At 30.9% G+C, this 26,066-nt stretch carries 27 protein-coding genes and 1 tRNA gene; 11 read left to right on the plus strand and 17 right to left on the minus strand.

Features of this window, described 5'->3' with window-relative positions:
• The 10 genes from ACSHW7_RS10110 (at position 1) to ACSHW7_RS10155 (ending at position 7,352) form a co-directional block, all read left to right on the plus strand.
• The gene (locus ACSHW7_RS10110) at positions 1–630 is read left to right on the plus strand and encodes a hypothetical protein (protein WP_435679233.1); all 630 of its coding nucleotides are present in this window, start codon (positions 1–3) and stop codon (positions 628–630) included.
• A gap of 50 nt (positions 631–680) precedes the next feature.
• Positions 681–947, plus strand: a complete 267-nt coding sequence (locus ACSHW7_RS10115; RefSeq protein ID WP_435679234.1) for a hypothetical protein — start codon at positions 681–683, stop codon at positions 945–947.
• A 2-nt stretch (positions 948–949) separates the two neighbouring features.
• Positions 950–1,342: a hypothetical protein gene (locus ACSHW7_RS10120; protein WP_435679235.1), complete on the plus strand. Its 393-nt coding sequence runs from the start codon at positions 950–952 to the stop codon at positions 1,340–1,342.
• Positions 1,343–1,663: 321 nt separating this feature from the next.
• The gene (locus tag ACSHW7_RS10125) at positions 1,664–2,908 is read left to right on the plus strand and encodes a tyrosine-type recombinase/integrase (protein ID WP_435679236.1); all 1,245 of its coding nucleotides are present in this window, start codon (positions 1,664–1,666) and stop codon (positions 2,906–2,908) included.
• Between the two features lie 9 nt (positions 2,909–2,917).
• Entirely contained in the window at positions 2,918–4,066 is a 1,149-nt protein-coding gene (locus tag ACSHW7_RS10130) for a hypothetical protein (RefSeq protein WP_435679237.1), read from the plus strand.
• A gap of 103 nt (positions 4,067–4,169) precedes the next feature.
• The gene (locus ACSHW7_RS10135; protein WP_435679238.1) at positions 4,170–4,514 is read left to right on the plus strand and encodes a helix-turn-helix domain-containing protein; all 345 of its coding nucleotides are present in this window, start codon (positions 4,170–4,172) and stop codon (positions 4,512–4,514) included.
• Complete coding sequence (locus tag ACSHW7_RS10140) at positions 4,504–4,890, plus strand: helix-turn-helix transcriptional regulator (RefSeq protein WP_435679239.1); 387 nt, start codon at positions 4,504–4,506, stop codon at positions 4,888–4,890. Before ACSHW7_RS10135 ends, ACSHW7_RS10140 begins: the two co-directional genes overlap by 11 nt.
• A 29-nt stretch (positions 4,891–4,919) precedes the next feature.
• Complete coding sequence (locus ACSHW7_RS10145; RefSeq protein WP_435679240.1) at positions 4,920–5,324, plus strand: hypothetical protein; 405 nt, start codon at positions 4,920–4,922, stop codon at positions 5,322–5,324.
• Between the two features lie 3 nt (positions 5,325–5,327).
• Positions 5,328–6,374 carry an AAA family ATPase gene (locus ACSHW7_RS10150; protein WP_435679241.1) on the plus strand — a complete coding sequence of 349 codons (1,047 nt, stop codon included), beginning with the start codon at positions 5,328–5,330 and terminating at the stop codon, positions 6,372–6,374.
• 63 nt (positions 6,375–6,437) lie between these two features.
• A complete protein-coding gene (locus ACSHW7_RS10155; protein ID WP_435679242.1) occupies positions 6,438–7,352 on the plus strand; it encodes a DUF6371 domain-containing protein in 915 nt (304 codons plus the stop codon).
• Positions 7,353–7,390: 38 nt separating this feature from the next.
• Here the strand turns inward: ACSHW7_RS10155 and ACSHW7_RS10160 are convergent, their stop codons facing one another.
• The 14 genes from ACSHW7_RS10160 to ACSHW7_RS10225 form a co-directional block, all read right to left on the minus strand.
• A complete protein-coding gene (locus ACSHW7_RS10160) occupies positions 7,391–7,981 on the minus strand; it encodes a hypothetical protein (RefSeq protein ID WP_435679243.1) in 591 nt (196 codons plus the stop codon).
• A gap of 5 nt (positions 7,982–7,986) precedes the next feature.
• Positions 7,987–9,927 carry a DUF262 domain-containing protein gene (locus ACSHW7_RS10165; RefSeq protein ID WP_435679244.1) on the minus strand — a complete coding sequence of 647 codons (1,941 nt, stop codon included), beginning with the start codon at positions 9,925–9,927 and terminating at the stop codon, positions 7,987–7,989.
• Positions 9,920–11,260 carry a DUF262 domain-containing protein gene (locus ACSHW7_RS10170; RefSeq protein WP_435679245.1) on the minus strand — a complete coding sequence of 447 codons (1,341 nt, stop codon included), beginning with the start codon at positions 11,258–11,260 and terminating at the stop codon, positions 9,920–9,922. Before ACSHW7_RS10170 ends, ACSHW7_RS10165 begins: the two co-directional genes overlap by 8 nt.
• 17 nt (positions 11,261–11,277) lie before the next feature.
• Positions 11,278–12,201 carry a restriction endonuclease gene (locus tag ACSHW7_RS10175; RefSeq protein ID WP_435679246.1) on the minus strand — a complete coding sequence of 308 codons (924 nt, stop codon included), beginning with the start codon at positions 12,199–12,201 and terminating at the stop codon, positions 11,278–11,280.
• Between the two features lie 27 nt (positions 12,202–12,228).
• Positions 12,229–13,398: a hypothetical protein gene (locus ACSHW7_RS10180; RefSeq protein ID WP_435679247.1), complete on the minus strand. Its 1,170-nt coding sequence runs from the start codon at positions 13,396–13,398 to the stop codon at positions 12,229–12,231.
• Complete coding sequence (locus ACSHW7_RS10185; RefSeq protein WP_435679248.1) at positions 13,385–15,250, minus strand: hypothetical protein; 1,866 nt, start codon at positions 15,248–15,250, stop codon at positions 13,385–13,387. The genes ACSHW7_RS10180 and ACSHW7_RS10185 overlap by 14 nt, the downstream gene beginning before the upstream one ends.
• Positions 15,247–15,417 (minus strand): hypothetical protein, encoded by a 171-nt coding sequence (locus ACSHW7_RS10190; RefSeq protein WP_435679249.1) that lies wholly within the window; start codon positions 15,415–15,417, stop codon positions 15,247–15,249. Before ACSHW7_RS10190 ends, ACSHW7_RS10185 begins: the two co-directional genes overlap by 4 nt.
• A 129-nt stretch (positions 15,418–15,546) precedes the next feature.
• A complete protein-coding gene (locus tag ACSHW7_RS10195; RefSeq protein WP_435679250.1) occupies positions 15,547–15,684 on the minus strand; it encodes a hypothetical protein in 138 nt (45 codons plus the stop codon).
• A gap of 54 nt (positions 15,685–15,738) precedes the next feature.
• Positions 15,739–16,011 (minus strand): hypothetical protein, encoded by a 273-nt coding sequence (locus tag ACSHW7_RS10200; protein ID WP_435679251.1) that lies wholly within the window; start codon positions 16,009–16,011, stop codon positions 15,739–15,741.
• 25 nt (positions 16,012–16,036) lie between these two features.
• On the minus strand, positions 16,037–19,144 hold the full coding sequence (locus tag ACSHW7_RS10205; protein WP_435679252.1) for a type I restriction endonuclease subunit R: 3,108 nt from the start codon (positions 19,142–19,144) through the stop codon (positions 16,037–16,039).
• Complete coding sequence (locus tag ACSHW7_RS10210) at positions 19,131–20,357, minus strand: AAA family ATPase (RefSeq protein ID WP_435679253.1); 1,227 nt, start codon at positions 20,355–20,357, stop codon at positions 19,131–19,133. Before ACSHW7_RS10210 ends, ACSHW7_RS10205 begins: the two co-directional genes overlap by 14 nt.
• 3 nt (positions 20,358–20,360) lie before the next feature.
• Positions 20,361–21,662, minus strand: a complete 1,302-nt coding sequence (locus tag ACSHW7_RS10215) for a restriction endonuclease subunit S (RefSeq protein ID WP_435679254.1) — start codon at positions 21,660–21,662, stop codon at positions 20,361–20,363.
• Between the two features lie 2 nt (positions 21,663–21,664).
• Positions 21,665–23,209: a type I restriction-modification system subunit M gene (locus ACSHW7_RS10220; protein ID WP_435679255.1), complete on the minus strand. Its 1,545-nt coding sequence runs from the start codon at positions 23,207–23,209 to the stop codon at positions 21,665–21,667.
• Between the two features lie 320 nt (positions 23,210–23,529).
• A tRNA-Arg gene (locus tag ACSHW7_RS10225) sits at positions 23,530–23,606 on the minus strand.
• A gap of 202 nt (positions 23,607–23,808) precedes the next feature.
• On the opposite strand from ACSHW7_RS10225, the gene ACSHW7_RS10230 reads away from it, so the two are divergent.
• Entirely contained in the window at positions 23,809–23,997 is a 189-nt protein-coding gene (locus tag ACSHW7_RS10230; RefSeq protein WP_435679256.1) for a hypothetical protein, read from the plus strand.
• 1 nt (position 23,998) lies between these two features.
• Here the strand turns inward: ACSHW7_RS10230 and ACSHW7_RS10235 are convergent, their stop codons facing one another.
• The 3 genes from ACSHW7_RS10235 to tpiA are packed head-to-tail and all read right to left on the minus strand — an operon-like array spanning position 23,999 to position 25,923.
• Complete coding sequence (locus ACSHW7_RS10235; protein WP_435679257.1) at positions 23,999–24,274, minus strand: ATP-dependent Clp protease adaptor ClpS; 276 nt, start codon at positions 24,272–24,274, stop codon at positions 23,999–24,001.
• Positions 24,275–24,307: 33 nt separating this feature from the next.
• Positions 24,308–25,144: a 50S ribosomal protein L11 methyltransferase gene (prmA, locus tag ACSHW7_RS10240; RefSeq protein ID WP_435679258.1), complete on the minus strand. Its 837-nt coding sequence runs from the start codon at positions 25,142–25,144 to the stop codon at positions 24,308–24,310.
• Positions 25,145–25,170: 26 nt separating this feature from the next.
• Positions 25,171–25,923, minus strand: a complete 753-nt coding sequence (gene tpiA, locus ACSHW7_RS10245) for a triose-phosphate isomerase (RefSeq protein ID WP_435679259.1) — start codon at positions 25,921–25,923, stop codon at positions 25,171–25,173.
• Positions 25,924–26,066: the final 143 nt, after the last annotated feature.

Below are 26,066 nucleotides of genomic sequence, written 5' to 3' on the forward strand. Positions count from 1 at the left end.
ATGAAAACGATGAGAACACCATTTAATAATGTTCAAAAAATAGTTGTTTCCATGCTATTTTTTATAATGACCACGAGCATGATACATGCCCAAGACCCTAATTGGCAAGTGAACAGTAATGATTATGAATACAACATGACATTCCTATCTTTCTTGACCATTGACGGAACGAGACTCGCAAGTGAAAATGATAAAGTAGCCGTATTTGTAGATGGCGTTTGTAGAGGTACGACAAATCTAACGTACGTTGCGAGCCAAGATGCCTATTATGCGTTTTTAACTGCATTTTCAAATAATGCGGGTGAGTTGCTCACTGTTAAAGTATATGATTCAACAAATAACCAAGTGCGCGATATCAACACTACAATCCCTTTTTCCATTAATAGTCATACGGGAACATTATTTCAGGCTTTGAGTTGGGCAGATCCTGCTCTCAATGCTGATGCTGAAATCTTAGATTTTGGTTTTGAGGGGATTATCGCATTACAAACCACTTTTGAAAACCGAAATATAAATATCATTTTAGATGATACCGTTGATGTAACATCTTTGACACCAGTGTACCAATTATCAGACAATAGTGGTCTATTTATCAATACTGTTGCACAGACGTCTGGGGTTGATTTTTAAATTTCAGCAGTACCATAAACTATCAAGTAAGATCGCAGGACCAATCTACTTTGAACGAGTGGACGGTCACGGTGGAGCAAATTTCAAACGAGATAATTTATAGGAAACGTGACGCAGTTTGCTATCAAGCTGGGGCTATTAAAGTAACTAACAATCAAGAGGGAGTTTTTGTTCTTTTATCCCAAAATGGAAACCAAATAGATAGCAAGCCCATTATTAATGGGGAGGTCTTATTTGAAGGTCTTGAGGCCGGAGCATATAATGTGCAGTTGGGTGCCTTAAATAAGGAAATCAATATTAATTTAAGAGTCAATTAGTCATGAAATATATATTTTCAATTATAACAATCACACTTTTACTATCCTGCGGAAGCGATGACGAAGCGCCCACTTCAAACCTAACGTATCTTGAAGCGGGAATACAAATTGTCAAGCAAGATGGTAGTCCGTTAGACCCTTCAGATTGCATAGACCCTACGGGCAGTTATGCAGTTAGAATTTCAGTAAATCCAGAGGGAATGGGCGAAATCACTCCCACAAATGTTGCTTATACTGTAAACGGGAATACATCCAGTGTTACGTTTACTACTCCGGAAGATAAAATTATAAATATCGAAATTGTTCCAGGTTTGAATACAGTACAGTTAGTAAATTCAGGAATTACTGATACCGTGAGGCAAATTGCCCCTAGCGAATTTGAAATAGTCACTTAATTTCAACTAAATAACCAAGGGAAGAAAGGTCGTTTCATTAATTTGAAATGACCTTTTGTTTTATAACAAAAAAAAAAGTCTGCACATTGCTGTGCAGACTTTTTACTTTAAGTGACCTCGACAAGATTCAAACTTGTAACCTCTTGAGCCGTAATCAATAACAACCATACACTTTGATTATCTTTTGACTACTTAAATATACTGAAAAACAGACATATAGCGTATTTAACTAATATTTGTTAATATCTATTATAGGTCTATTACGTTATTTTTTCTGCAAATTTTCTGCAAATGATATATATTTACAGAAACATTAAAATAATGGATTACAATATTTCAATAAGGTTAGATAAGCGAAGGAAAAAGGATACAGGTTTGTATCCTGTAAAAATTCGTGTGTATGGTAAAGCTACTACAAAAGAAAAATGGTATTCTTTAAATATTGATTTAACAGAAAAGAAATTTGAGGAAATTTGGATAAATCCTACTAACAAAAATCTAAGAGGCGAGAATAAAGAGTTAAGATTAAAACTTCAAGCAATCGAAAACAGAGCAAATGATGAGGCTAAATCTTTGGATGTTTTTGATTTTAAAAAATTTGAATACAAACTATTTAGAAAAACATCAGATAAAAATAATGTTCAATATCATTTCAATCTAGCGATTAGAAAAAACATTGAAAACAATAAAATTAGTACCTCAGAAAGTTTTAGATATACATTAAACTCTTTAGCTAATTTCAGTTATGAAATTAAGAAATGCCCTATTGAAAAACTAAAATTTCAATATATAGATATTGATTGGTTGAAAGAATACGAAAAATATATGCTTACAAAAGGTAAGAGCTTAACAACAGTATCAATTTACACAAGAACTTTAAGAGTAATTTTCAACAATGCAATTGAAGCTACCGACCTAAATACTGAATACTATCCATTCGGGAAAAATAAATATAAAATACTAAGAACTAAAAAAGTCAAGAAAGCTCTAAATAATAAACAATTAAAAACTCTTTTTGAGGCAAAACCTTCTAATGAAAATGAAGCAAAAGCTAAAGATTTTTGGTTTTTCAGCTATGCTTGCAACGGTATGAATTTAAAGGATATTGCCCTACTCAAAAACTCAGATATTAAAGATGATAAGTTTACTTATTTCAGAGCAAAAACATTCGATAAAACTTCTGAAAAGAAAGAAATATCCATTTATCTTACAGATTTTACAAGAAAGGTGATATCAAAATATGGAACGAAAGATAAAAAAGATTTTGTATTTGACATAGTAGATATTAATGATGACCACCTTGTTCAATACAAAAAAATTAAAAACTTTACACGGTACATAAACGACCATATAAAGAGAATTGCTAAAGCAAATAAATTACCCCACGAAATTTCTACCTATTGGGCAAGACACAGCTTTGCCACAAACTCAATTCGAAAAGGTACTAGCATGGAATTTATTAGCGAAGCTTTAAATCATAGTGATCTTAACGTAACTAAAAATTATTTTGCTGGATTTGAAGATAGTACAAAAAAAGATTTTGCCAATACAATTATGGACTTTTAATTTATGTATATGATTAAGAAATTAGATAATAGGTTCAGTCTATCAAATGAAGAATTTAATGAAACTCTAAAAAAGCTAGATAATCCAGAGGGTATTCAAATGTTATTAGAGGATATTAAAAAATTCATTATTATCATTAGAAGCTACTTATATAAATCTCCTAGTTATGATGATTGGATAAAAATAATTTATGAGAAAATAGATGCATCTATACCTACAGAAATTAAAAATAAATGTAACTCTTGTAATGGGAAAGGCATTAAAAAAGAATGTAAAATTTGTAAAGAGTTTTATGATAATGGCGACTTAAAAGTATTAAATCCAATAATTGCATTTGTGGATTTCATAGAACTTAACAATCATTTATTTACTTCAAAAGAATTAAAATTTTCACTAACCCAAGAATTTTTTTCGAATTTTAAAATTGTTGATGGACAGGTTAGTTTTGATGCTAAAAGATTTGACAAAGTTTTAAATACTAACATTTTAATGTTAGTTAAAGAAAAATTTTCAAAGATGGATTCTTTAGTTGCGATTGATAAAATTAACGATATTCTCGAAGAGCTTGAAAGCCATAAAACAATTGCAGATGTTTCGGGAAGAGAAATGTATCAAATAGTTGAGCCTCAAATTAAGTTGCTTAAAACGATTTTAAATAAACACGAAAACAAATTAAAATTCTTAAAATTAGAATTTGATGCAAAAAGGATTAAAGAAACTGAGGCAGAAGATGAGAATCTAAAAACATCTTCTAATAACAGTAACGATGAAAGTCCTTATGACGAATATGAAAATGTATTTAGAAAAAGTATGTCTTTTCAAACTGTTATTGAACATTTTGAAATATTCACAATTAAAAATAGTCAAAATGGAAAACCTTTTTTGACTAATGAGCAACTTGATTTATTTATAAGAAGAGCATTCTGCGGTGAAATTAATTTACCAAAACAAAAATTCAATCAAATACCCAAAGGAGAAAAATTTATTATTCAATATAGATTTAGGGAATTTTATGACAAGAATTATGAACACTTTGGAACAGTTCAAGTTCAAGATGATTTTATTAAACTCTTGACTGATAATTTTGAAGGGTGGGAGTTTAAAAATGTAAAAAACAACTTTGCAAACAAACCAAAAACTACTCTTCAACTACTTTAGTGATTACCACAACTACATTTGTTACTACTGGTACTACTGGAAGTAAAAAAATCATATAAGAAACGTATATCTATGCACTATTAATAATTTTAAATAGTGAAACATGTACACATTCGAACAAACACAGCAAGATGTTGCAGAGGTTAAAAAAGACCTCAAAGAATTGAAAGCATTATTTTTTGAAAAGGCTGAAATAAATCCTCAAAATAATCAACCGAAGACTATTGACGAAATAGTTAAATTAACTGGGTACACAAAACCTACACTTTATGGTTACTGCCAAAAAAAAACAATCCCACATCACAAGAAAAACGGTCGTCTATTTTTCTTCGAGTCAGAAATAATTGATTGGATAAAACAAGGAAAACAAAAAATCCTTCTTGAAATTGAAGCTGATGCTAACGCTTTATTGTCGAACAAAAGAAAAGCCTCAGAAAATGAAAAATAGATTTATACTGATTGGTATTTCTATGGACCAAGATTTCAAAACTAATAACATAGAAATTATTGATGAATTTTCAGTTGAAGGAATAAAAGTACTTGCTGAAGAAATTTCGAAAAATCTAAGGAAAGATTTAAACTTTGTTGCAAGTACTCAAGAAGAAGCTTTTCTTACAATTGATGAACTTGCAAAACTAATCTCCATGACAAAAGGGAGTATTTATGGATTAGTTCATAAAAATGCCATTCCCTACCACAAAAAAGGAAAACTTTATTTCCTCAAATCCGAAATTTTAGATTGGATTAAGAGTGGAAAGCGTGACTCGAAATCTTCGCTTGAAGATAAAGCAAATGAGTATATCCTAAAGAACCCATTTCAATAAGCGTTAGCCTAACGTTAAAATAACGCAAAATGGAGAAACATAAATACAAATGTCATTATTGTAGTGCTAAATACATTCCAAAAAGAAGACACGTCCAAAAGTATTGCAGCAACAGTTGCAGAGTCAATGCTTTTAAACTTAGAAATAAGTCGAAACAAAACTTACCTCAAGCTAAGAAGGAAAAAAATCTACCTCCAAAAGACAAAATGAGTTTGTCAGGGGTTGGAAATGCAGCCGCAGGAACTTTGGCTGTAAATTTAGCCACTAGCCTATTTACGAAAGAAGAAAATAAACCAGCTACTAAAGGGGATATTCAAAAGTTATTGGATAAGGATTTAAACAAAATTCTTCTCATAAGGAATATGCCTCCCAGATTTGATGGTGCAATACCCTATTTCGATACTCTTCAACAGATAATAGTATATAAGATTTAGATTATGGGAATAGAAAAATCTAAAATTGGAATACCTGAAATATTACTTGAGACTGAAAGTCATATTAAAGCTTTTAATGATAAAAAGGAAGATAAGGGAATCTTTAAGGTTAAACCAGCTAATAAATGGATTGAGGAGGCCAAGACAAGACCAATACCAAAAAAGCTATTTGGAGAGTTATGGTTTGAAAATGAGCTTTGTATTATGTTTGCTGATACAAATTTAGGTAAGTCCATATTAGCAGTACAAATTAGTAATAGCATTAGTAAGGGTTATTTTATAAATGGTTTTAAACTTGAAGCTGAGAAACAATCCGTTTTATATTTTGATTTTGAGCTTTCAGACAAACAATTTGAAAATCGTTATTCAATAAACTTTGAACAACACTACATATTTGATAATGATTTTATTCGAGTAGAAATAAATCCTGATGCAGATATCCCTGAAAAAGAAACCTTTGAAAGCTACTTGTTTTCTTCTTTGGAGCAAAGTATAATAGAAACAAACTCAAAAATTTTAATAATCGACAATTTAACTTACCTCAAAAACGAAACAGAAAATTCTAAAAATGCTTTACCCCTTATGAAGTATTTAAAAGCCTTAAAAAGTAGATATAATCTATCAATACTAGCTCTTGCACATACACCGAAGCGAGATTTATCTAAACCCATTACGAAAAATGATTTAGCAGGGAGTAAAATGCTAATTAATTTTGCAGATAGTTGTTTCGCAATTGGGGAGTGTCATAATGATAAGCAATTAAGATATATAAAGCAGATTAAAGCTCGTAATACAGAAATTATTTACGATACTGAAAATGTAGTTATATGCCAAATTGATAAGCCACAAAATTTTTTACAGTTTGAATTTCTAGATTATGGTAGTGAACAAGACCACTTGAGACAAGTATCTAAAGAAGATAAGGAAATCTTAGAGCAAAATATTATTGAACTAAAATCATCAAATCCAAATTTAAGTTTAAGAGATATGGCTAAGCAATTAGGAACTAATCAAATGAAAATAAAAAGAACGTTAGATAAACATAATTAAGTGTAACAACTGTAACACACGTAACACCTGTTACACTTGTTACATCTGTTACGATTAAACGTTATGAAAGATTACAGATACATACTAGAGCCATATAACGGATTAAAAACTCGTCATACATGTCCAAATTGCAATAAAAAGTATGAGTTTACTAGATACATTGATAATCAGACTGGCGATTATATAAACTTTAATGTAGGTATATGCAATAGACTCATCAAATGTGGCTATCACAATAAGCCGAAGCAATATTTAGATAATAATAATTCAACTAAATCTACTTTCAGAAGAACCTACATTAAAACAGCAAAACCAAAATCCAATGCTGATATTAGTTTCATAAATAGTGAGATTATGCGAAAAAGCATCTCTAGTAACAATCTAAATTACTTTATTAAATATTTAGCAAGTCTTTGGGATTTAGAAATAGCTTATTATTTAGCTGAAAAATATAATATAGGTACGTCTAAATACTGGAAGGGAGCAACAGTTTTTTGGCAAGTTGATGTGAAAAATAATATTAGGAGTGGTAAAATAATGCTTTATAACCCAACCACTGGCAATAGAGTAAAAGAGCCTTTCAATCATATAACTTGGGTACATAAAGTTTTACAACTCAAAAGATTCAATTTGGAACAGTGCTTATTCGGCGAACACTTGTTATTAGAAGATATGAATAAACCTGTTGCAATAGTAGAAAGTGAGAAAACAGCAATCATTGCGAGTATTTATCTACCAGAGTTTATCTGGCTAGCTTGTGGTAGTTTAAACAACCTAAATGAGGCAAGAACAAGAGTTTTGAAGGGTCGTGATGTTGTTTTATTCCCTGATTTAAATTGTTATAATTTATGGAATGATAAAATCCCAAAACTTACTCCCTTTGCTAATTATAGAACCTCTACCCTACTAAGAGATAATGCAACTGAAAGTGAAAAACATAAAGGTTTAGATCTTGCTGATTATTTAATCAAGATATAAAATTTTTAGTTATTAGTTAAAACTTTATTTCTTGATATTTAACGCTCAACATCAATATTGAAAAGAGGAAAATAGTGCCCAATTAAATAATCCTCGACATAAAATCTGTTGACTGCTTCACTATAATAATTCATTGGTTGATAACTTAAAGAAACATTATCTTTAATTTCTTCAAGCATATCTTTATTAAAAACTGTTTCAAGACCTATTCTCATTTGACTTACAGTATTTGGTTTAGTTCCGCTATTTCGTTTTTTTCCATTCCAAAGTGATGGTGTACCCAGTTTCACATGCATTGAAATTCTATCTCTTAAATTTGTCGTTTTACCTACATATAAACAAACCTTCCCTTCGTGTGTAGCATTATTAATCCACTCTTTAGTAAAACAAATTTTAATTTGATTTTTATGGGATTTTTTTCCATTTACTAAAAATGTACTGCTAATAACTATTTTAGTAAAAGTTTCTAAACTTCCTTCCCACCAAAATATGTAAACTCCACTCTCCTTTTCTAATAATGAACTTGATATACCATTATTTTTTATGAATGATTTTATAAGTTTTGCGTTAATAGGTTTTAAAGCCTTTTTCGCTGAGTCAATTTTAACTTCTGAATATTTTGCTTCCATTAGTCTTATTTGCTCTTTTCAAGTAAAAAATCTAACATTTCAGATTCATGATTTTTTAATATTACTGGGTCATCCCAAGAATCAGCGTCTCTCATCATTAGCCATAATTTTAAGCTATCAATATTATTAGAATTTGTGTAAAAACTTTTTTTAGCAATTGGCTCATTATTACTTAGCTGTGAATTTCGTCCTCGATCAATTAAACATAAATTACCAAACCGATCTAAATTATATTTAGCCTTTATACCAGTATTAGAAGTTTGTGGCATAAAATGCTCAACGGAACTTCTAAAAGTGAACTTGAATGAGTCAACCAATTTCAATAAGTTTTTGGGCCAATCAATATTTTCTTGATTTCGCCATAATTTATAATCTAATCTATTAAATATAAAATTCTTTGTATTCACTCCCTCTTCAAATGTATACTCAACTTTATCAATTACACTTTCACATTCGTTTATAAATATTATCGTTTCGTATTTAATAGGAATAGCAATACCACGATCAAAAAAGAAAGAATCACTCATTTTCCATAGGTGCTTTCTAAAATTATTACCTAGTAGTTCGTTATTGACATACCCCCTATTTAAAAAACATAAAACAGCAGTAAACCAATTTTTGTAAATCCTAGTAGGAAAAGATACGTGGAACATAGATTGTAGCATAATAATATCTCTCTGTAACGAAATATTGTCATCTAAGTCAGTTTTTTCTTCGCCAAACGTATCTACCCAATTGTAGCTTGAGTTCTTTTCTCTATCATAATATTTTAACTTTGTAAGAGTCCATTGCAGTTCTCCATTATCTTCAGAATTTTTTATAAAATAACGATCAAATAAAAATTTTGATTTAAATAAAAAATAGCAAAATTCACGAACAAATTCTTCACCACTTTCATATTTCCTTGTTGAGTTCTTGTAAAATTTTTCAAATTGCAGAAGTAGTTGTTTGTCATCTAACATAACACTACCATCAGCTATCATAATACTTAAAACCTGTAATAAAAAATTCGGGAAATTAATTACTGGAGTTAAATGACTTTCATTTTTTCTGATATCATCTTTTTTTTCTGAAATTTCAGAAAGCGTTATTATATCAATTAATTTACTTTTATTTTCTGATCTACTTTTTGTTGGTAAAGTTTCCTTCAACATATCGTCATTAATCTGAGATGTTGATTTCATCAAAAGATTTGAATAATTATCAGGAATAACATCCCACTCATCGCCAAAAATATCTTTACGATAATCTGAATCAAATCCGAGTTGTAGTGATCGAGTTAAATTACTAGAGGCATCCCAAACACGTGCAAACAAAGTCCGTTCGTTCATATCCTCTAATTTATCCATCATTCGTGCTTTTAGAAGCTCATGTTTTTCTAATTGCTCGCCACGTACATTCATTATTTCAAAATAATGATTGAGGTCTGTATGTGGTGGCACTTCTACGTTTAGAAGTACTACTTTTTCTAATAAATACTTTTTAAAATCTACTATAGTGATTTCAAACTCTTCGCAAATTGTTTTTAAATTTTGTGCTATAATGTCTTTAGCATCAAGAATACTTTTTTCTGTATCCTTGGGGATATCTTTAAAATTCCCGAAGACATATTCTAGACTTATTTTTGATGAAGGTCTAGATTCAAATTGTAAGGAGTTTGCATTAAAGTCTCGTTCTTCCATTTTTAAAAGCTCACACATCAATAAATAAAGCGTGGTTAAACGCTGCTGTCCATCAATTACCTCTAACATTGTTTCTCTTTGAAACAACACCAAAGTTCCCAGATAATATAGGGTATCTTTAGAATGGCTTGCATTACTAGCAATATCAGTCAATAATTGCATAATATGTTCTATTGTCCAAGCGTATTCTCTTTGATATAGTGGAATTAAATATTGATTTTTATCAAATACCTTATTTATGGATAAAAAGTTTGGATTATGCATTGATTAAGGTATTTTGATTATTAAATATAACATCTAAGCCATGAACATTATCAAAATTTAATGCCACGGGTTTTACCTGATATGCTACAATTTCTTTAGGATGTTTTGCCCTAGCTATTAATTTTATTAAACTATTTGGATGTACTGCGTGGTTATTAACAGATTCAATTCGCACAGCTCTCAATCCTAGGCGAAGTCTAAAAGCCCATAAAAATAATTTATTAAATACTTGAGGTAGATGCTCAATGCCAAACTTACTCGTATAAAATAACAAAGCGCACTCGAACAGTTCTTTACAATAACCGTCACCAGTTCTGTGAGTACCTTTACCCGATACGATATAGTCTAAAATGTCTTTTTCTTCAACTGTATTTATTATGACGGTATATGTTTCGCTTTTATAATCTGTGAGTTGCTGGAGTAAGTCTTTATAGGTTTGGGTATATTCAAAAAAGCGTTGTCCATTTGTAATCACGTCATCTAATTGCTGAGGAAAAACGACAACACTATTATCTATCTTTCGACTTATTGAAAGATTATATTCTTTTACAAAAACATCATTTATACGCTTTGCAAACGTGTATGGGTAGTTATGTTCTTTAGATAATGTCACCCCTTTAAAAGTATCGATGTCATTCCCTGAAAAGTAATAAGCAGGCTGACTTACAATCCAATTTCTTAATCTAAATAAATAAATTGAAAATAAGCGCTGTAGTTTGTAACTCTCTGTGGCATCCCAAAGAGAAACTGCTTCTATTTTTTCTTTATCGGTCTCTGTTTCCATTTCTCTTAAATGAAATGCCTTAAGTAGATTATGAGGGTAAAGCGCCTTTCCTCTAGAGTTTTGCGAGTCAAAAAATTGAAATGCTTCATTGATACTAAAAATTTTAACTTGAACTACTTTACAATCATTCAATAAAAATCGTGTGATTTTTGGACTAAATTCTGAAACACGTGTTTTAATATGCCTATAATTTACTTGTAACTGTTGCCTCGTAATATGATTTTTAAAATCTTGTTCTGCTATTGGTATCATTATAGGATATCCTAACTCCTCCTCTATCTTTTCATTTATAGCTAAAATAAGAAGTGTCAATGTAAGTAAACGTTGTTGACCATCAACAACTTCCATCACCTCTAATGATTCATCCTTTTCTTTGTAAACTATAACCGTTCCTAATCTATATGTAGGATCTTTACTAAAGAAAATAATATCATTTATTAAATCATTTACATTCGTGATAGTCCATTTATAAGGTCTTTGATAAGAGGGAATTACTAGCTGTTGAGTTATTAGCTCTTTAATTGGAATAATATCTACGGTGGGCTTCATTTCAAATATAAAATTTCTTAGTTATCCTGCATTGTATCCCAGAAATCTGTATCTAATTCTTTAAGATGAATAGTCTCTGCAACTTGCATACCTAAACCGTACTCGTACATATATTCTGCTAATTGATCACCATCTATTAAAATAATAGTTGCTGCAGTATTTAAGTTTTTTACATAAGCTAAAGCACCTTTTGAGTAGTAAGAAGTGGTAATAAAGACACCCTTACTCATTGGAGCACCTAATAATGCTCCTGCAAATTTTTGTACTTCATCTCTACCAATACCATTATCTAGGGCATATCTTTTTGCTTGTATATGTATTCTCCCCAAGCCTAAGACATCTTCTTTAATAATACCATCAATACCACCATCATTTGTAGCACTTGTAACTAAACCGCTGTCTTTTATTTCTCCACCATAACCCATACGCTGCAATAGTTGAACTACCAAGCTCTCAAACTCAGTAGGTGTTTTACTGAGAATGGTATTTAGTAACTCGTCTTTCCGTGCCTTTTTAATTTTCTCGAAAGAAGCATATAATTTTTCTGCAGGAGTTTCTTTGGATGGTTTTTCAACTAATATTATTGGAGCAGATGGGTCTTTTTTAGTTTTTGACGCATCTTTCTTACTTTGTAGCTTATCAATATAGTTATGTATTTTTGTAGGTGTGGTCAGCATTTCATTACCCTTTTCATTCACCGCATACACACCTCTGCTTGGTCTTTCGAGCAACTCTGCCATATTTAGAGCACTCAAAGCCCAAGTAACACGATCATAAAATATATGACCATTTCCAGAAGGATACATCGCTGAAACTTCCTCGTCGGTAAGTTTAAAATAGCTAGCTAATAATGTAACAAACTCTTTGAGCTTAAGTGATTTTTCTTTTTTAAGAATGGTTAATGCTGGTATTCTAATTTCGTCGTGTTTAGGTATTGGCATAGTTTTGAAAATTTGGTTTTAAAATGTTTACTTATCACTTTCTTTATATTCGTAAATAGAACCAACATTAATAGCAATATCTTTTGTCAACTTAGCTAAAGGTCTTTTTGCAAAGTCTTTTTCACCATAAAAGTTTCCATAAGCATATCTGTATGCTTCCTCTAATGACAAATTAGCATCTGGAAAAGTCTCTTGTAATATTTGAATGTAATTGTCTTCCGAAAAATATCGTTTTCTTATAATTTCTTGAGCAACATCACGATGATGCGCAGCTATGTCTTCATAATTAAAAACGTTAATATTAGATTGTAGTTTTTTAGCTAATTCAGTATTAGATGGGTCATCTATTTTTAATTCAATAGTAATTTCATCAGTTAAACCTACAGAGCCATCATAAGTTAAAGGCTTATAGTTATATTTTAAAAAGCCGTGCTTTGGATTATCGTCGTAAGGACTAAAATGTGTATTCGCCTCAAAAGGCATACTACCTTTTAAATCCCTATTACACACTGTGCAAGAAGGGATTAAGTTGTAAAACGATAAAGCAAAAAGAGGATTTTCTCCTTTCGGCAAAAAATGATCTAACTCAGGGCGAGTTGTATGGGTATTCGAAGAACTCACTGTAAAAGTATACTGTCTATTACAATACGAACATATATTAATTCCCAATTTAGAAGTCAATTTATAAGCATTCCAAGTAGTATCAGGGCCTTGACTGATAAACCATTTATAATTAAATATTTTAGGGAGTAAAAATTCAATATCGTTACTAATTGAGATATAAATTGACAAATCCCTACAAGCAGTTGTAGAATCGTCATAAACTTTAAAGGCCAAAATATTTTTAACTTCAGTTTTTAGATACATTAAGTCTTCTATGATTTTTGAAATTAATATCCTATCAAAAATTAGCTTATCGTCAAACTTTATATTCTTATAATCTGAGATTGTTTTAATGAAATCTCTCTTTTTAAAGAAGGGTTGTAACAATGATTTCTTTATACCAGCATTTAGATCACCGATATCCTTTACAGCTTCTATAATATATTTGTTATTTGTATTTGAAGATATCTCCTCTATTAATACAAATACTTCTATATAAAAATTAATCAGTGGCTCAATATGCAAAAACATAAAAGATGTGTGCTCCTTTTCTATTTCTTTAATATTATCGCAACATTCTCTAAGTGATATCATCTCTTTTCTGTTTTAAAAGTAAAATTTGTTTTTCAAGGTTATTTATTTCACTATTTAATGCTTGAGTATCCGAAAAAACTTCAAAATACATTTCCATTAGTTTCTTTCTAACGATAGTATCGCCAACCATGCTGATTGTAATAAACAAAATCTCCTTCTCTTTATTTGATATATCTACTTTGTCAAACTTCTTCTTTTTTCCAATTAAACTATTTAATAAAGTAATAACCGTGTTAATTTTTTGTTTTGCAAAATCACCTATATGCCCTCCCTTCAGAAAGAAATTGTCAGATAATAAGTCATGAATATTTGCGCCAAATGATGAGTTGTCGTTCTTGTTATATAATATTGTGTTTCCTAAGTCATCTTTATCTAAGTAAACAGAATTGTGACTCGGAATATCTGAAAGTGTCAATGGGTCATGAGTTGTGAGAATAATTTGTAGAGTCTTATTTTGAAATATTTCAGGAATCACTGAAATTAAGGAATTTATATATGATTTTTTCCAAGTAGGATGAAACCCAAGATCTCCCTCATCAATTAAAAGAAAATAATTTTGATGTACAGGATATTCGCTAATTTCATCATAGTGTCCTGCGTCTAGCCTATTTTCTATAATATTATTTGCGTCATCTAGTGAAGAAAACAACTCATAAAAAGACATCTCTCCGGAGCTTAGGGTAACGTCGGGTTGAAAAGTTAAAAATAATGTTTCATCATATGCAAATACATCTCTAAAAGATAACAAAAGTCTCTGATATGAATCAATTATCGATATTACATTATTAAAGTCTACTGTTAATTCATTGGTATAGTTAATATGATTATCCTCATCAACCATCTCCAATAGAAGTTTAGTAAAACTCTTGATTTCATTCTTTGGAAGATAGTATTTATTTTCTCGTTTTTCTATAAAGGCATTATCTAAAAACCAAAATAATGCTTCTTTAGTAGAGGTAATTTGAAGAAATTCTGGATTATCCTCACTAATGTTATTCTTTATGAAACCTTCCTCTAAGAAGTCATTCCCTGTTCTTTCTAAAATAGAATGTATTTTGTGAATTATACTGTCAAGTATATGTAATTTTAATCTTAAGTTTTTACTGTAATTATTATATTCAACACTTTCCTTAATTTTAGCTTTAGTGTCTAGTCTCAACTTATCTAAGAACTCTTGTTCTTTACTTATTCTTTCTACTTCTTGTAACTTAATGAATCTATCAAAAAACGGACGAAAATTTCTTGAAGTATTTGAGTTGTCTTTTTTAATAATTGAAAACTTTAGTTTGATTTTCGTAAATGAGGTGATATTTATTTCATCAAGAATATCTTTATACTTTTCTTTCTCTATAAAAGTTATAATTCTTTTTAAGCGCTGAGAATTATGGTATTCCCAAAGAACATTAAATTCATCTCTTACCCATCTTGTGTCTTTCTTAAATTGAGATAATTTTGATAAATTATGAATATTAGAAATATCACCATCCTCATTGTTTTCACCCAAATAAGGACTATAGTAAAAAAAAAGTCCTCCTGCATTTGTCCACATAATATACGGATCCTTATTATCTTCCTCAATAACTAATTGACAACTTTCTTTTATCAAATTAAGAATAGTTGTTTTACCTGTACCATTTGCACCCACGATAGCAGAAACTAATTCAACATTAATTCCCCAAAAGTCTTTTATAAAATTTTTGTTGATTTTTTTGTCAATTATGATTTCAATGCCACCTATTGTAGAAACATCATAAAAATATTTACCACCAAGATTAATTGTAATACCTAAATGATTGTCACCAAAAAGGTATGGTTTACTATTTGGATATATATAAATTGCAGCAATCCTCATCTATTTTTAGATTTTATGTCTCCCTCAGTAATACGCTCTAAAACAACATCACCACCCTCATCAAATTTCTTTGTTTCCGCTTTAGTTTTCGATTTCGATGTTAATTTCGTTTTCAATTTCATCTCCTCAATCCCCAACATTTGCCAATTAATCCACGACCTTCCCATTTAAAACTTTGTACAAAAATGGCTTGCAGTTTGGTAATAACTTCACTCCTCTTATATTCAATAAAAATAAATGCATTAGACTGTGCATTGTAAGCCAAAGTATCTATGCGTTTACTTCTAATAGAGAACTCAGATTTTTACTAATTGCAAATCCATTAACTCATTCAAGTTGCTTTCAAAAAGTGATTGTGTTTCTTTTTCTAATTTAAATGGCTTCTCTTTTAAGTCACTAATAGATTCCTTTGATTTTAAGTTATATAAATGCATCTGTTTTTTTAACTATTTTGTGGTATTAAAGAAAATGAATTATAGAATAAAAAATCAATTAGAACTTATAACAAACTCACCAAATCTTCTTAAAGCATTGACAAAAGCGTTATTACTCCTTTTACCAAAAGCACTATCATTTCCAGCTGGACCATATTTATCAATATAAAAACTTATATTATCAGCTAAATGGACTACGGTGATAGCTTCTCTAGAACATATTTTACTTACACGCTTCATATAATCATATGCTGTTGAGGGATTGCCTGATGGCGTAAACTCACTATACCCCTTTTTTATTAAATATGTTTTGAATTTTTCTAACATAGTTGTAATTTTTTTATTGAATATATTAAACACTTCCACCTACTCCCTTAAACTTCTCCACAAAAGAGGAAATCTTTTGAAAAACACTTTGTTTTTTAGTTAAGTACTGAGGATTTAAAGGACTCATTTTAGGTAAAATGGAATTTAACTCTGTACCGTTTTCACTAGCATATTCACGTTTTAAAGATGCTATTATATAACGTTTCGCTGCTTCCTCGTTAAGATTTTCATCTTTAATTAAAACTGTCGCTTCTGTTTTTTGTCTTTTTTGTGCATACTCAAAGAATGCATCTATAATAGTCGCTTTTTCTTTTATTTTATCTAAATCTGTTGCATTAATAAAATCAACAACTAAACTTTCTTTTGCTCTGTTGCCTACACTAGCACGAATGACACGTCTTATTTCTTCTACTAATTCTTCTTTAGTTTTAGATTTCTTATTGTTATCAAAAATTAATTCCAGAATATAATCTAAGTTAATCTCTTGAGATTTTAATAAATCTATTTCAAAAACCACATCATCCCAATCAATACCAGATTCCTCTGCATCGTTTCCTTGTTTTTCTCGTCGTAACCAATCGCGAATATCATTATACGTAGAGCGATAATCTTGAATGGTTCTTTCTGTAGGAACTTCAATTGCTTGCATACTTGCAATATCCTCATCTGTTAAAAAATTCTCTTCTTTAAATTCTTCAATTGCATGTGAATCTGTTATATCAATACCCTGAAGTTCTTTCAAATAATTAAACTCATCATAATTTTGCAATATGTTTTCTACACGTAAATATTCTCCAAACAGTTTTGAAAATTCTTTTTTATCTTTTTCAGTTACAATGTCTTCAGGATTAGGGAACTTTTCTTTTAACTCATTTATTACTTCTATGTAACCACGGCGTGCTTTACCTGTCGCAATATCTGTAAAGCCTTCTAGGTATTCCTTATAGCTTTTTTCTAACACTACATTTTTCGTACTGCTATCACCAAATAATGTAATTGCATCAATAGTCGCTTTTTCTAGGTCTCTAAAGGTGACAATATTCCCAAAGGTTTTTGTAGCATCATAAATACGATTGGTTCGTGAAAAGGCCTGCATTAAGCCATGATAACGCAAATTCTTATCTACAAACAAGGTATTTAATGTAGGTGCATCAAAGCCTGTTAAGAACATCCCTACGACTATTAGTAAATCAACTTCTTTATTTTTAACTTTTTTTGCTAGATCACGGTAATAGTCTTGAAAGCCTTTGCTTTCAATTCCATAATTCATTTTAAATGTGGCGTTATAATCATCAATAGCCTTTGATAAAAACTCTTTAGCACTACTATTCATTGCTGTAGGCTCAAAGGTTTCTTCAGCTATTTCTCCAATAGCGTCTTGTTCTTCATTTGCTGCAAAAGAAAAAATGGTTGCTATTTTTAAAGGTTTATCACTCCCATTTTGAAGGGTATTTAAGGCTTCATAATAACATTTAGCTGCATCTACGCTACTAACGGCAAACATAGCGTTAAAACCGCTGTTAGTTCCTTTTGTTCTATGTGTTTTTTGTCTGAAATGCTGTAAAATGTATTGTGAAATCTCTTTTATGCGCACAGGATGAAGCAACGCCTTTTTATTTTCTGCTCCCGATAGTTTTTTTAAGTCTTGTTCAGTTTCAATACCTTTAAATTTAGGGCGAACATCATTATAATCTACTTTAAACTTTAGTACTTTTTCATCTCTAATAGCATCTGTAATTACATAAGAATGCAATTCTCTACCAAAAACACTTGCTGTAGTTTCTGAACCTAAAGCATTTTCAGGAAAAATAGGTGTTCCTGTGAAACCAAACTGATAGTATTTTTTAAACTTCTTTTTTAAGTTCTTTTGTGCTTCACCAAATTGTGAGCGGTGTGCTTCATCAAAAATAAATACGACTTGCTTTTGGTAAATAGATAAGTCGTTTTCACTTTTAATAAGATTGTTAAGTTTTTGAATAGTTGTAACAATAATTTTATTATCCTCTTTATCTATATTCCTTTTAAGACCTGCAGTACTATCTGAACCGTTTACACTATCTGGTGAAAAACGTTGATATTCTTTCATGGTTTGAAAATCTAAATCTTTTCTATCAACCACAAAAAATACTTTGTCAATAAAATCAAGTTTTGTTGCTAATCTTGCTGCCTTAAAACTTGTTAAGGTTTTACCAGAACCTGTTGTATGCCAAATATAACCTCCACTTTCTGTTGATGACCAACTTTTAGAATTAAAGGAACTTTCTATTTTCCATAAAATTCTTTCTGTAGCAGCAATTTGATAAGGTCTCATTACCAATAGCGTATTACTAACATCAAACACAGAATAGGTAAACAGTACGTTTAAAAGTGTTCGTTTGTCAAAAAAAGTTGTTGTAAAGTCTTTTAAATCTTTAATTAAAGTATTGTCTGACTTTGCCCAATTCATGGTAAAATCGAAGCTGTTTTTATTACGCTCTATTGTATTGGCAAAATATCGACTGTCTGTACCATTAGAAATTACAAATATTTGCAGGAATTTAAATAATGAGTTTGATGTATTAAAACTCTCCTTGGTATAACGATGTATTTGATTAAAAGCCTCACGAATAGCTACCCCGCGCTTTTTCACTTCCACTTGAACTAGAGGCAAGCCATTTACTAAAATAGTAACATCATAACGATTGGCATTTGTCCCTTTTTGCTCGAACTGGGAAATTACTTGTACCTTATTACGCACCACATTCTTTTTATCTACTAAATAGATGTTTTGAATATGCCCATCATCAAACACAAAATCATAGATATAATTATCCTGTAGTTTTCTTGTTTTATCTACTAAGTTGTCACTTGGTTTATCTAAATATTCTATTACAAAACGTTCCCACTCTTTGTCTGTAAACTGCATATTATTCAAATTTTGCAATTGTACGCGAACATTAGCTAACATTGCAGCAGGTGTAGTGAGGTTTTTTATATAATCATATCCTTGATTTATTAAATCTTGTACGAGTTCTTTTTCTAAATCTGCCTCTGTTTGGTAAGTTGCAGGTGCTTCATTAAGTTCTGAAAACTTTTTGTATTTGTCTAAGACAATAAAGTTATTGGATTCTGCTATGGTTTTATACTGTTTCATTAGCTGCTGTTATTGTTGAGACCACTTCCTCTATTGTAGAATCCGTTGCTATTTCTCCTTGCAAGTATTTAGAATTATCCAATAAATTTTTAAATAATAAATTAACCATTTCTTTTTCGGGTGTTGTAGGCTCTCTTACCTCTTCACTTGACAATGTGCTATGACTATAAAAATTCATAATTCGACTTACATAGGCTTCTCTATTATCATTTGGTAATAAATCAGACCATTTTTGATGCCCAAGAAAATTAGCTGTTTTTTCATATAGATTACGCAGTAAAACAAAATGATATTTTGACACTTCATTTTTATCAATTGCTTGCTTAATAACATCTCTTAAATATAGATGATATGAAAAACTTTTGTTTGAATCTCCCATTTTTTCTATTAAATCAAAAGTACCATCTTCAAGCTTATTTAACATATAACAAGCTTTACTTCCAAGTTCATTATATAAAACATTATAAAAAAGAGGATTATGTGTTGAAATAATAAACTTAATTCCATTTGACTTCTTTATGAGCTGCGCTAAATTAACAGCTAGTTCTATTAAGTGGTTTTCATCAAGTGAACTTATTGGGTCGTCAATAAACACATATTCCAAATCATCAAATTGATTGCTTGATCTATCTTCAGCTTCTGGAATATTTAAAAGCTCAACAATTTGCTCTATTAAACTATAATATACACACCATATAAAATTACTTTCTTCCCCTTTAGATATTTTAATATTATCCTCATTTTGGTCGTCACCACTTGTTACAGAAAATGTTACCTCTGAATAAGCTTTTATGACAATATTATTCCCATTATCATCCTGAGTAGTATACTCTTCATTAAAAAAAGGTGTTATAGAATCGCTGGTAAAATGTTGAAAATTGGTTACGATATTATTGTCTAACCCTTGATCTCTGAGAAATTGCAACGCTAAATTTGTAAAGTTATTAGGCCGTATTATCAGCTTTCTATTTGTATCTGCATCTAAATCATTATCCCAATAAAAAAGGTCTTCAGTAAATGCATTATAATACATTATTTTGATAACAGACTCTTCTTGTTCTTCTGGTTCCTCTCCTGTATCTTTTGGATCAATCAATAACCTAAACTCCCTTGATAAGCGTGTTTTTCCTGAACCATTAAAAGCATATATTAACTGTACTTTTTTCGTACAATCTTTTAATAATTGTGCTATTTCTGTTAATGACTGACTCATATATTATGCTTCTAAAGTATCTTTAGGGAACGTAAGTAACTTATTTCTGTAAAACTCGTATTGTTTTTTTCGTAGCTTAATTTCTTTAGGTAAACTTTCACTTATGGAAGTGGTAAGCATATCGAATTTATCTAGAATACTTACAATGCGCTCTTGTTCTTCTGGTGAAGGTATAGGAATTATAGCTTTCCCTAATCCCTTAGCATTAATAGCAGAAATTTTACCAGTACGAATATGTTTCTTTATTTGGTCATGAAATTGTCTTGTTCTTGTAAAATAAGCAACATATTTAGGATTCAAATTACTCTTGTAATAAAAACAAGCATCATGAATAACAACACCTTCTTCACCCAACCAAGCTGTTCCTGTGCCAATATCTTCAATTGTTTCGCCAGCAGCAACAATTACTACATCACCTTTTTCGGCTAATCTAAGATTTTTCTTTTCTACTAAATCTTTACTAACAAATGATTTGGTTTTGTCTGCCCATGTATCGTAATGTGTATACATTTCACCATAGTGTATACATGGGACACCTTCTGAAATCATATCCGTTTTTACAAATCGTTTGCCTCTAATAAACTCGCCTAAACTTTTATCATCCATAGGCAGGTGTTTTACCTCACCTTCATTAAACGTTAATAAACTCTCACGGTAGTAGCAATACTGTTTTTTACGTGCTGAAAGTTCCGCAGTAAGTTCCTCAATAAGCCGTTCAGTAAGTCCTGTAAACGTGTTTAAAACAAGAACTATTTCTTTTTGAATTTTGATTGATTTTTCTGGATTATTTGGAGATGGGATTGGGATTTTAAAATTTTCAAGTGTTCCTTTCCTGACACCTGACAAAGTACTACCTTTTAAATTATTTTTAATAGCCTTTTGAATGATGTTAGACCTAAGGTAATAAACCAAGAAAATTGGAATAATTACATCATTTTTAGGTTTTATTGCGAAAGTTGATTCATTGATATCAAAATTTTGTGTGTCAATATCAACTAATGCAATTTTTCCAACAGTACCGACAGCAGAAAATAAAATATCACCCTTCTCTAACTTGCTTCGTTTATTAATAATATCTTTTGCTTTTTTAGTAATTTTAGCTGTTTTACCGTCAACAAATTCAATCTTTTCACTTCTAGAATAATCTTTTGTTGTAACGTACCAAATAGACAGTTCATCTTCATTAACGTCATTTAACTTGAAATTTTTTCTAGGATTTAATCCTGTTGAAATTGAATGACTAATTTCCATTAAAGTCTTCCATTCCACCTCAACTCCTTCTAACAATCTATCTAACAAACTCATCCTTAAATCTCTTTTACAATATTATCAATTTCGGTACGTAGTTTATCTATCTTTTTAACTGTGGTAGCCAGTTCTATATTCAACACTTCAATATCAATTTTCTCACGAGTATCTTCTGGCACTACATAACTATTTACAGATAAATTATAGTCATTTTTTGCTATTATAGTATTATCTATTGTGGTAGCTACATGTGTTATTTCTTTTTTAGAATCGAATATTTCCATTACTTTATCAATGTGAGCACTCGTCATCTCATTGTTATTTGTTACTTTTTTAAAGTAATCCTCGCCTGTAGCATCTATAAATTGTGTTTTATTTTCTTTTTTATGTTTTGATAACACTAAAAGAGTAACCGCTATGGTAGTACCGTAAAATAAATTAGGTGCTAAATCAATAATGGTTTCTACATAATTATTATCTACCAAATATTTTCTAATTTTCTGTTCTGCACCACCACGATAAAAAACACCAGGAAAACACACCAAAGCTGCTCTACCTTTACTAGATAAATAGCTTAATGAATGTAGTACAAATGCAAAATCTGCTTTAGATTTCGGCGCTAATACACCAGCAGGAGCAAAACGGTCATCATTAATAAGAGTAGGGTCAGCATCACCAATCCAATTTATAGAATAAGGAGGATTGGAAACAATTGCATCAAAAGGTTTATCATCACCTAATTGCGGATTTATCAATGTATTACCAAGCACAATATGAAACTTATCGTAATTTACGTTATGTAAAAACATATTCATTCGCGCTAAGTTATAAGTGGTATGGTTTATCTCTTGCCCATAAAAACCTTCTTCTATAATATGATTATCAAAGTGTTTTTTTGCTTGTAAAAGTAAAGAACCAGAACCTGCCGCAGGGTCGTAAATTTTGTTTATCTTTTCTTGCTTGTGCATGGCCAATTGTGCAATCAATTGCGATACGTTGGTTGGGGTAAAAAATTCACCGCCAGATTTACCTGCATTAGCAGCATATTTATGAATTAGAAATTCATAAGCATCACCAAATAAATCAATCTTGCTATCTTTGAAATCACCCTCTAGTTTTAAGCCTTCTACGCCTTTTAAAACATGTGTCAATCGGCTATTTTTATTCTCTACTGTGTTACCTAGTCGGTTACTTGTAGTATCAAAGTCTGCAAATAATCCTTTTATATCTTCTTCTGATGGGTAACCATTTGCAGAGTTTTCTATTGAAGAGAATATTGCAGCTAAATCTGTATTTAAATTTTCGTTATTGTTAGCATTCTTAACTACATTAACAAAAAGTTGACTTGGATATATAAAATATCCTTTCGTTTTAATAGCATCATCTTTTATTTCTGGTCTGATTACATCATCTGATAGATTTGAATAATTGACACTTTCATCACCACCTTCTATATAATTAGTAAAATTCTCACTAATGAAACGATAGAAAAGTGTACCCAATACAAAGTGTTTGAAATCCCATCCATCGACAGAACCACGTACATCGTTTGCTATTTTCCATATTTGACTTTGTAATTCGGATCTTTGATTGTTGCTTGACATTTATTTTATTTAAAATATTTATTCCAATGTAGGAACAGAATTTAAGATTTATATTTTTAAGAAATTTTATTCTAATCGTTAAAAATAGAATATTAATCTGATTTAACACTGCGGATTCCCTCATTTACTCAACACTCATATTTTATCTAAAAGACGGAAATTACTCAGTGTTTGATTAAATATTATTATTCTCTTAATACTGTAAAAATTAAAATTTTGTACCTAAGGAGATAAAAGGGAATAAATCGTTGATATTCTGCAAATATTCTGCAAATAAAAAAACCAGTATTTACAAAATATTTGTAAAGTACTGGTTTTACTGGTGACCTCGACAAGATTCAAACTTGTAACCTCTTGAGCCGTAATCAAGTGCGCTATTCAGTTGCGCCACGAGGCCATATTTGAAACAATTACTGTTTTGTTTCGGGGTGCAAATATAAATAAATCACATTTATAAATTAAACCATTTTAATAAAAAAATAGCAAAATCGGCTTATATAACTTAAGATTTAATAGTTTGTGAATTTATTAAGAGTTTTTATATCAAGCTTATTAGGAAAAATATTTCGGGATGCTTACATTTATAAAAAACTAAAAAAATGACATCAAAGGATACTAAAGATAGTTCAACACCAGATATTGTTAAAGACGCAGACAATAACTCAAACAGAGACTACATTCTTCAAGATAATGCTAAAACTAGATTTGGAGCCAAGTTTATAATTATAGTACTTATTATACTTGTACTTGCCGTTATCGCAACATCTTACTTTATAGGCTGGGAATAATTTATTGAATTTCAGCACTCAATCCAGCGTCTAGTAACATGCTACAACGTGATTCTAATTCATCGTAAGGACCAGTCTTTACGGTGCATTTTCCTTTATAGTGCACTAAGATAGAGCATTGTTCAGCTTGTTCCGGAGTGTGATCGCAAGCATACATTAGTGTTGTAATAACGTAATCAAAAGTATTTACATCGTCATTGAACAACACAATTTGATTTTCCTTTAAAACTTCTTCAAGGACATCAACTTCTTCTTGGTATTTTCTTTCGGTGCTCATAGCGTTAAGCGATTAATTAAACAACTAGGATTATTATAAAGATACAAATTTTGCAGCAACCCATTTGTTTTTTTCTTTATTGCTAACGAAATTCAGTCCGAGCTTATTGCAACATTCCCTAATTATTGGGAGGTCTTCAATATAAAACCCGCTAAGATATAATTCGGCATTTGGCAGCATACTATTCTTGTACACTTCCATATCGTTCAATAAGATATTACGATTGATGTTCGCAATTACAGTGTGATATTTATTTTTTGGGATTGCACTTGCATCACCCAACATAACCTGTATGTTTTTACAGTGATTTCGGGTAACATTTTCTTCACTATTTTCAACGCACCATTGGTCAATGTCAATGGCATCAAGGGTCTTTGCGCCTTTCATTTCAGCAAGTATGGCGAGTACAGCGGTACCACAACCCATATCCAAAACTGTCTTTCCCTCCCACTTGTTTTCTAAGATATACTGCATCATCATAAACGTAGTTTCGTGATGTCCCGTGCCAAAACTCATCTTTGGCTCAATCACAATCTCATATTTACAATTATATGAATCATGAAAAGGCGCACGCACGGCGCAGGTTTCATCCACGACAATAGGGTCAAAATTTTTCTCCCATTCTTCGTTCCAGTTTACCTGCCCTATCTCGGTAACTTTATGGGTAATTCGCATTTCATCACTCGCCAAAATATAAATATCTTCCAGCACATCTTCTCGCCATTCATCTTTTTGAATATAAGCCTTTACCCCTGTTTCATGCTCCACAAAACTTTCAAAACCAGCAACACCAAGCTCTGCAATCAATATTTCGGTGCCGGGTTGAAGCGGTTGCACGGTAAAGTCGTATTCAATATATATTTGTGACATATCTTCGGAAATAGTAAGGGTGACTTTTATTTAAATGAATTTATAATCGCGATAAAATCTTCAGCTTTAAGTGCTGCTCCCCCAATCAATCCTCCGTCAACATCTTCTTGACCAAAAATTTCTTTAGCATTGCCGGGTTTTACACTTCCGCCGTATAAAATAGAAACATTTTCGGCCACCTCATTTCCGAAGGTATCACCAACAAGTCCTCTCACATAATGGTGCATTTCTTGCGCTTGCTCAGGGCTCGCGGTTTCTCCCGTTCCTATGGCCCAAACTGGCTCGTACGCTAGAATAATTGACTCCCAATTTTCTGCTTTTATATGAAACAATCCTTCCTGCAATTGCTCTTTAACTATGTTAAAATGATTGTCACTTTTTCTATCTCCAAGTTCTTCACCAAAACAAAAAATAGCCGTCATATCATTTTCAATTGCTGTATTCACTTTAGCGGCAAGGATTTCATTAGTTTCCCAAAACATTGCACGGCGCTCACTGTGACCTAAGATTACCGTATCTACTCCCACTCCAAGCAACAATTCTGCCGATACTTCACCGGTAAAGGCTCCATTACTAGCCTGGTGCATATTCTGAGCTGCAACAATAATATCACTATCCACAAGCGCTTGGTTAGCACTCTGTAAATTTGTAAACGGGGGCGTTACAATGACCGTAACGTCCTCAGGAAATTCGCTATCTTTAAGCTCATCCAATAATTCATACGTTTGCGAAATATCGCAATTCATTTTCCAGTTTCCTGCTACTATTTTGTTTCTCATAATTATCGCCACACCGTTTTGGGAGGGGTATCCTTTAGTTATTATTTCTTTAATTGTGAATAATCAGTTCTGTAATTATCCATATTTACATATTCCGTATATCTGAAATTCCATAAATTTTTTTCGCCAATGACTTTTTATAT

Origin of the sequence: Patiriisocius sp. (assembly GCF_051252435.1) — a bacterium.
Taxonomy (GTDB): Bacteria; Bacteroidota; Bacteroidia; order Flavobacteriales; family Flavobacteriaceae; genus Patiriisocius.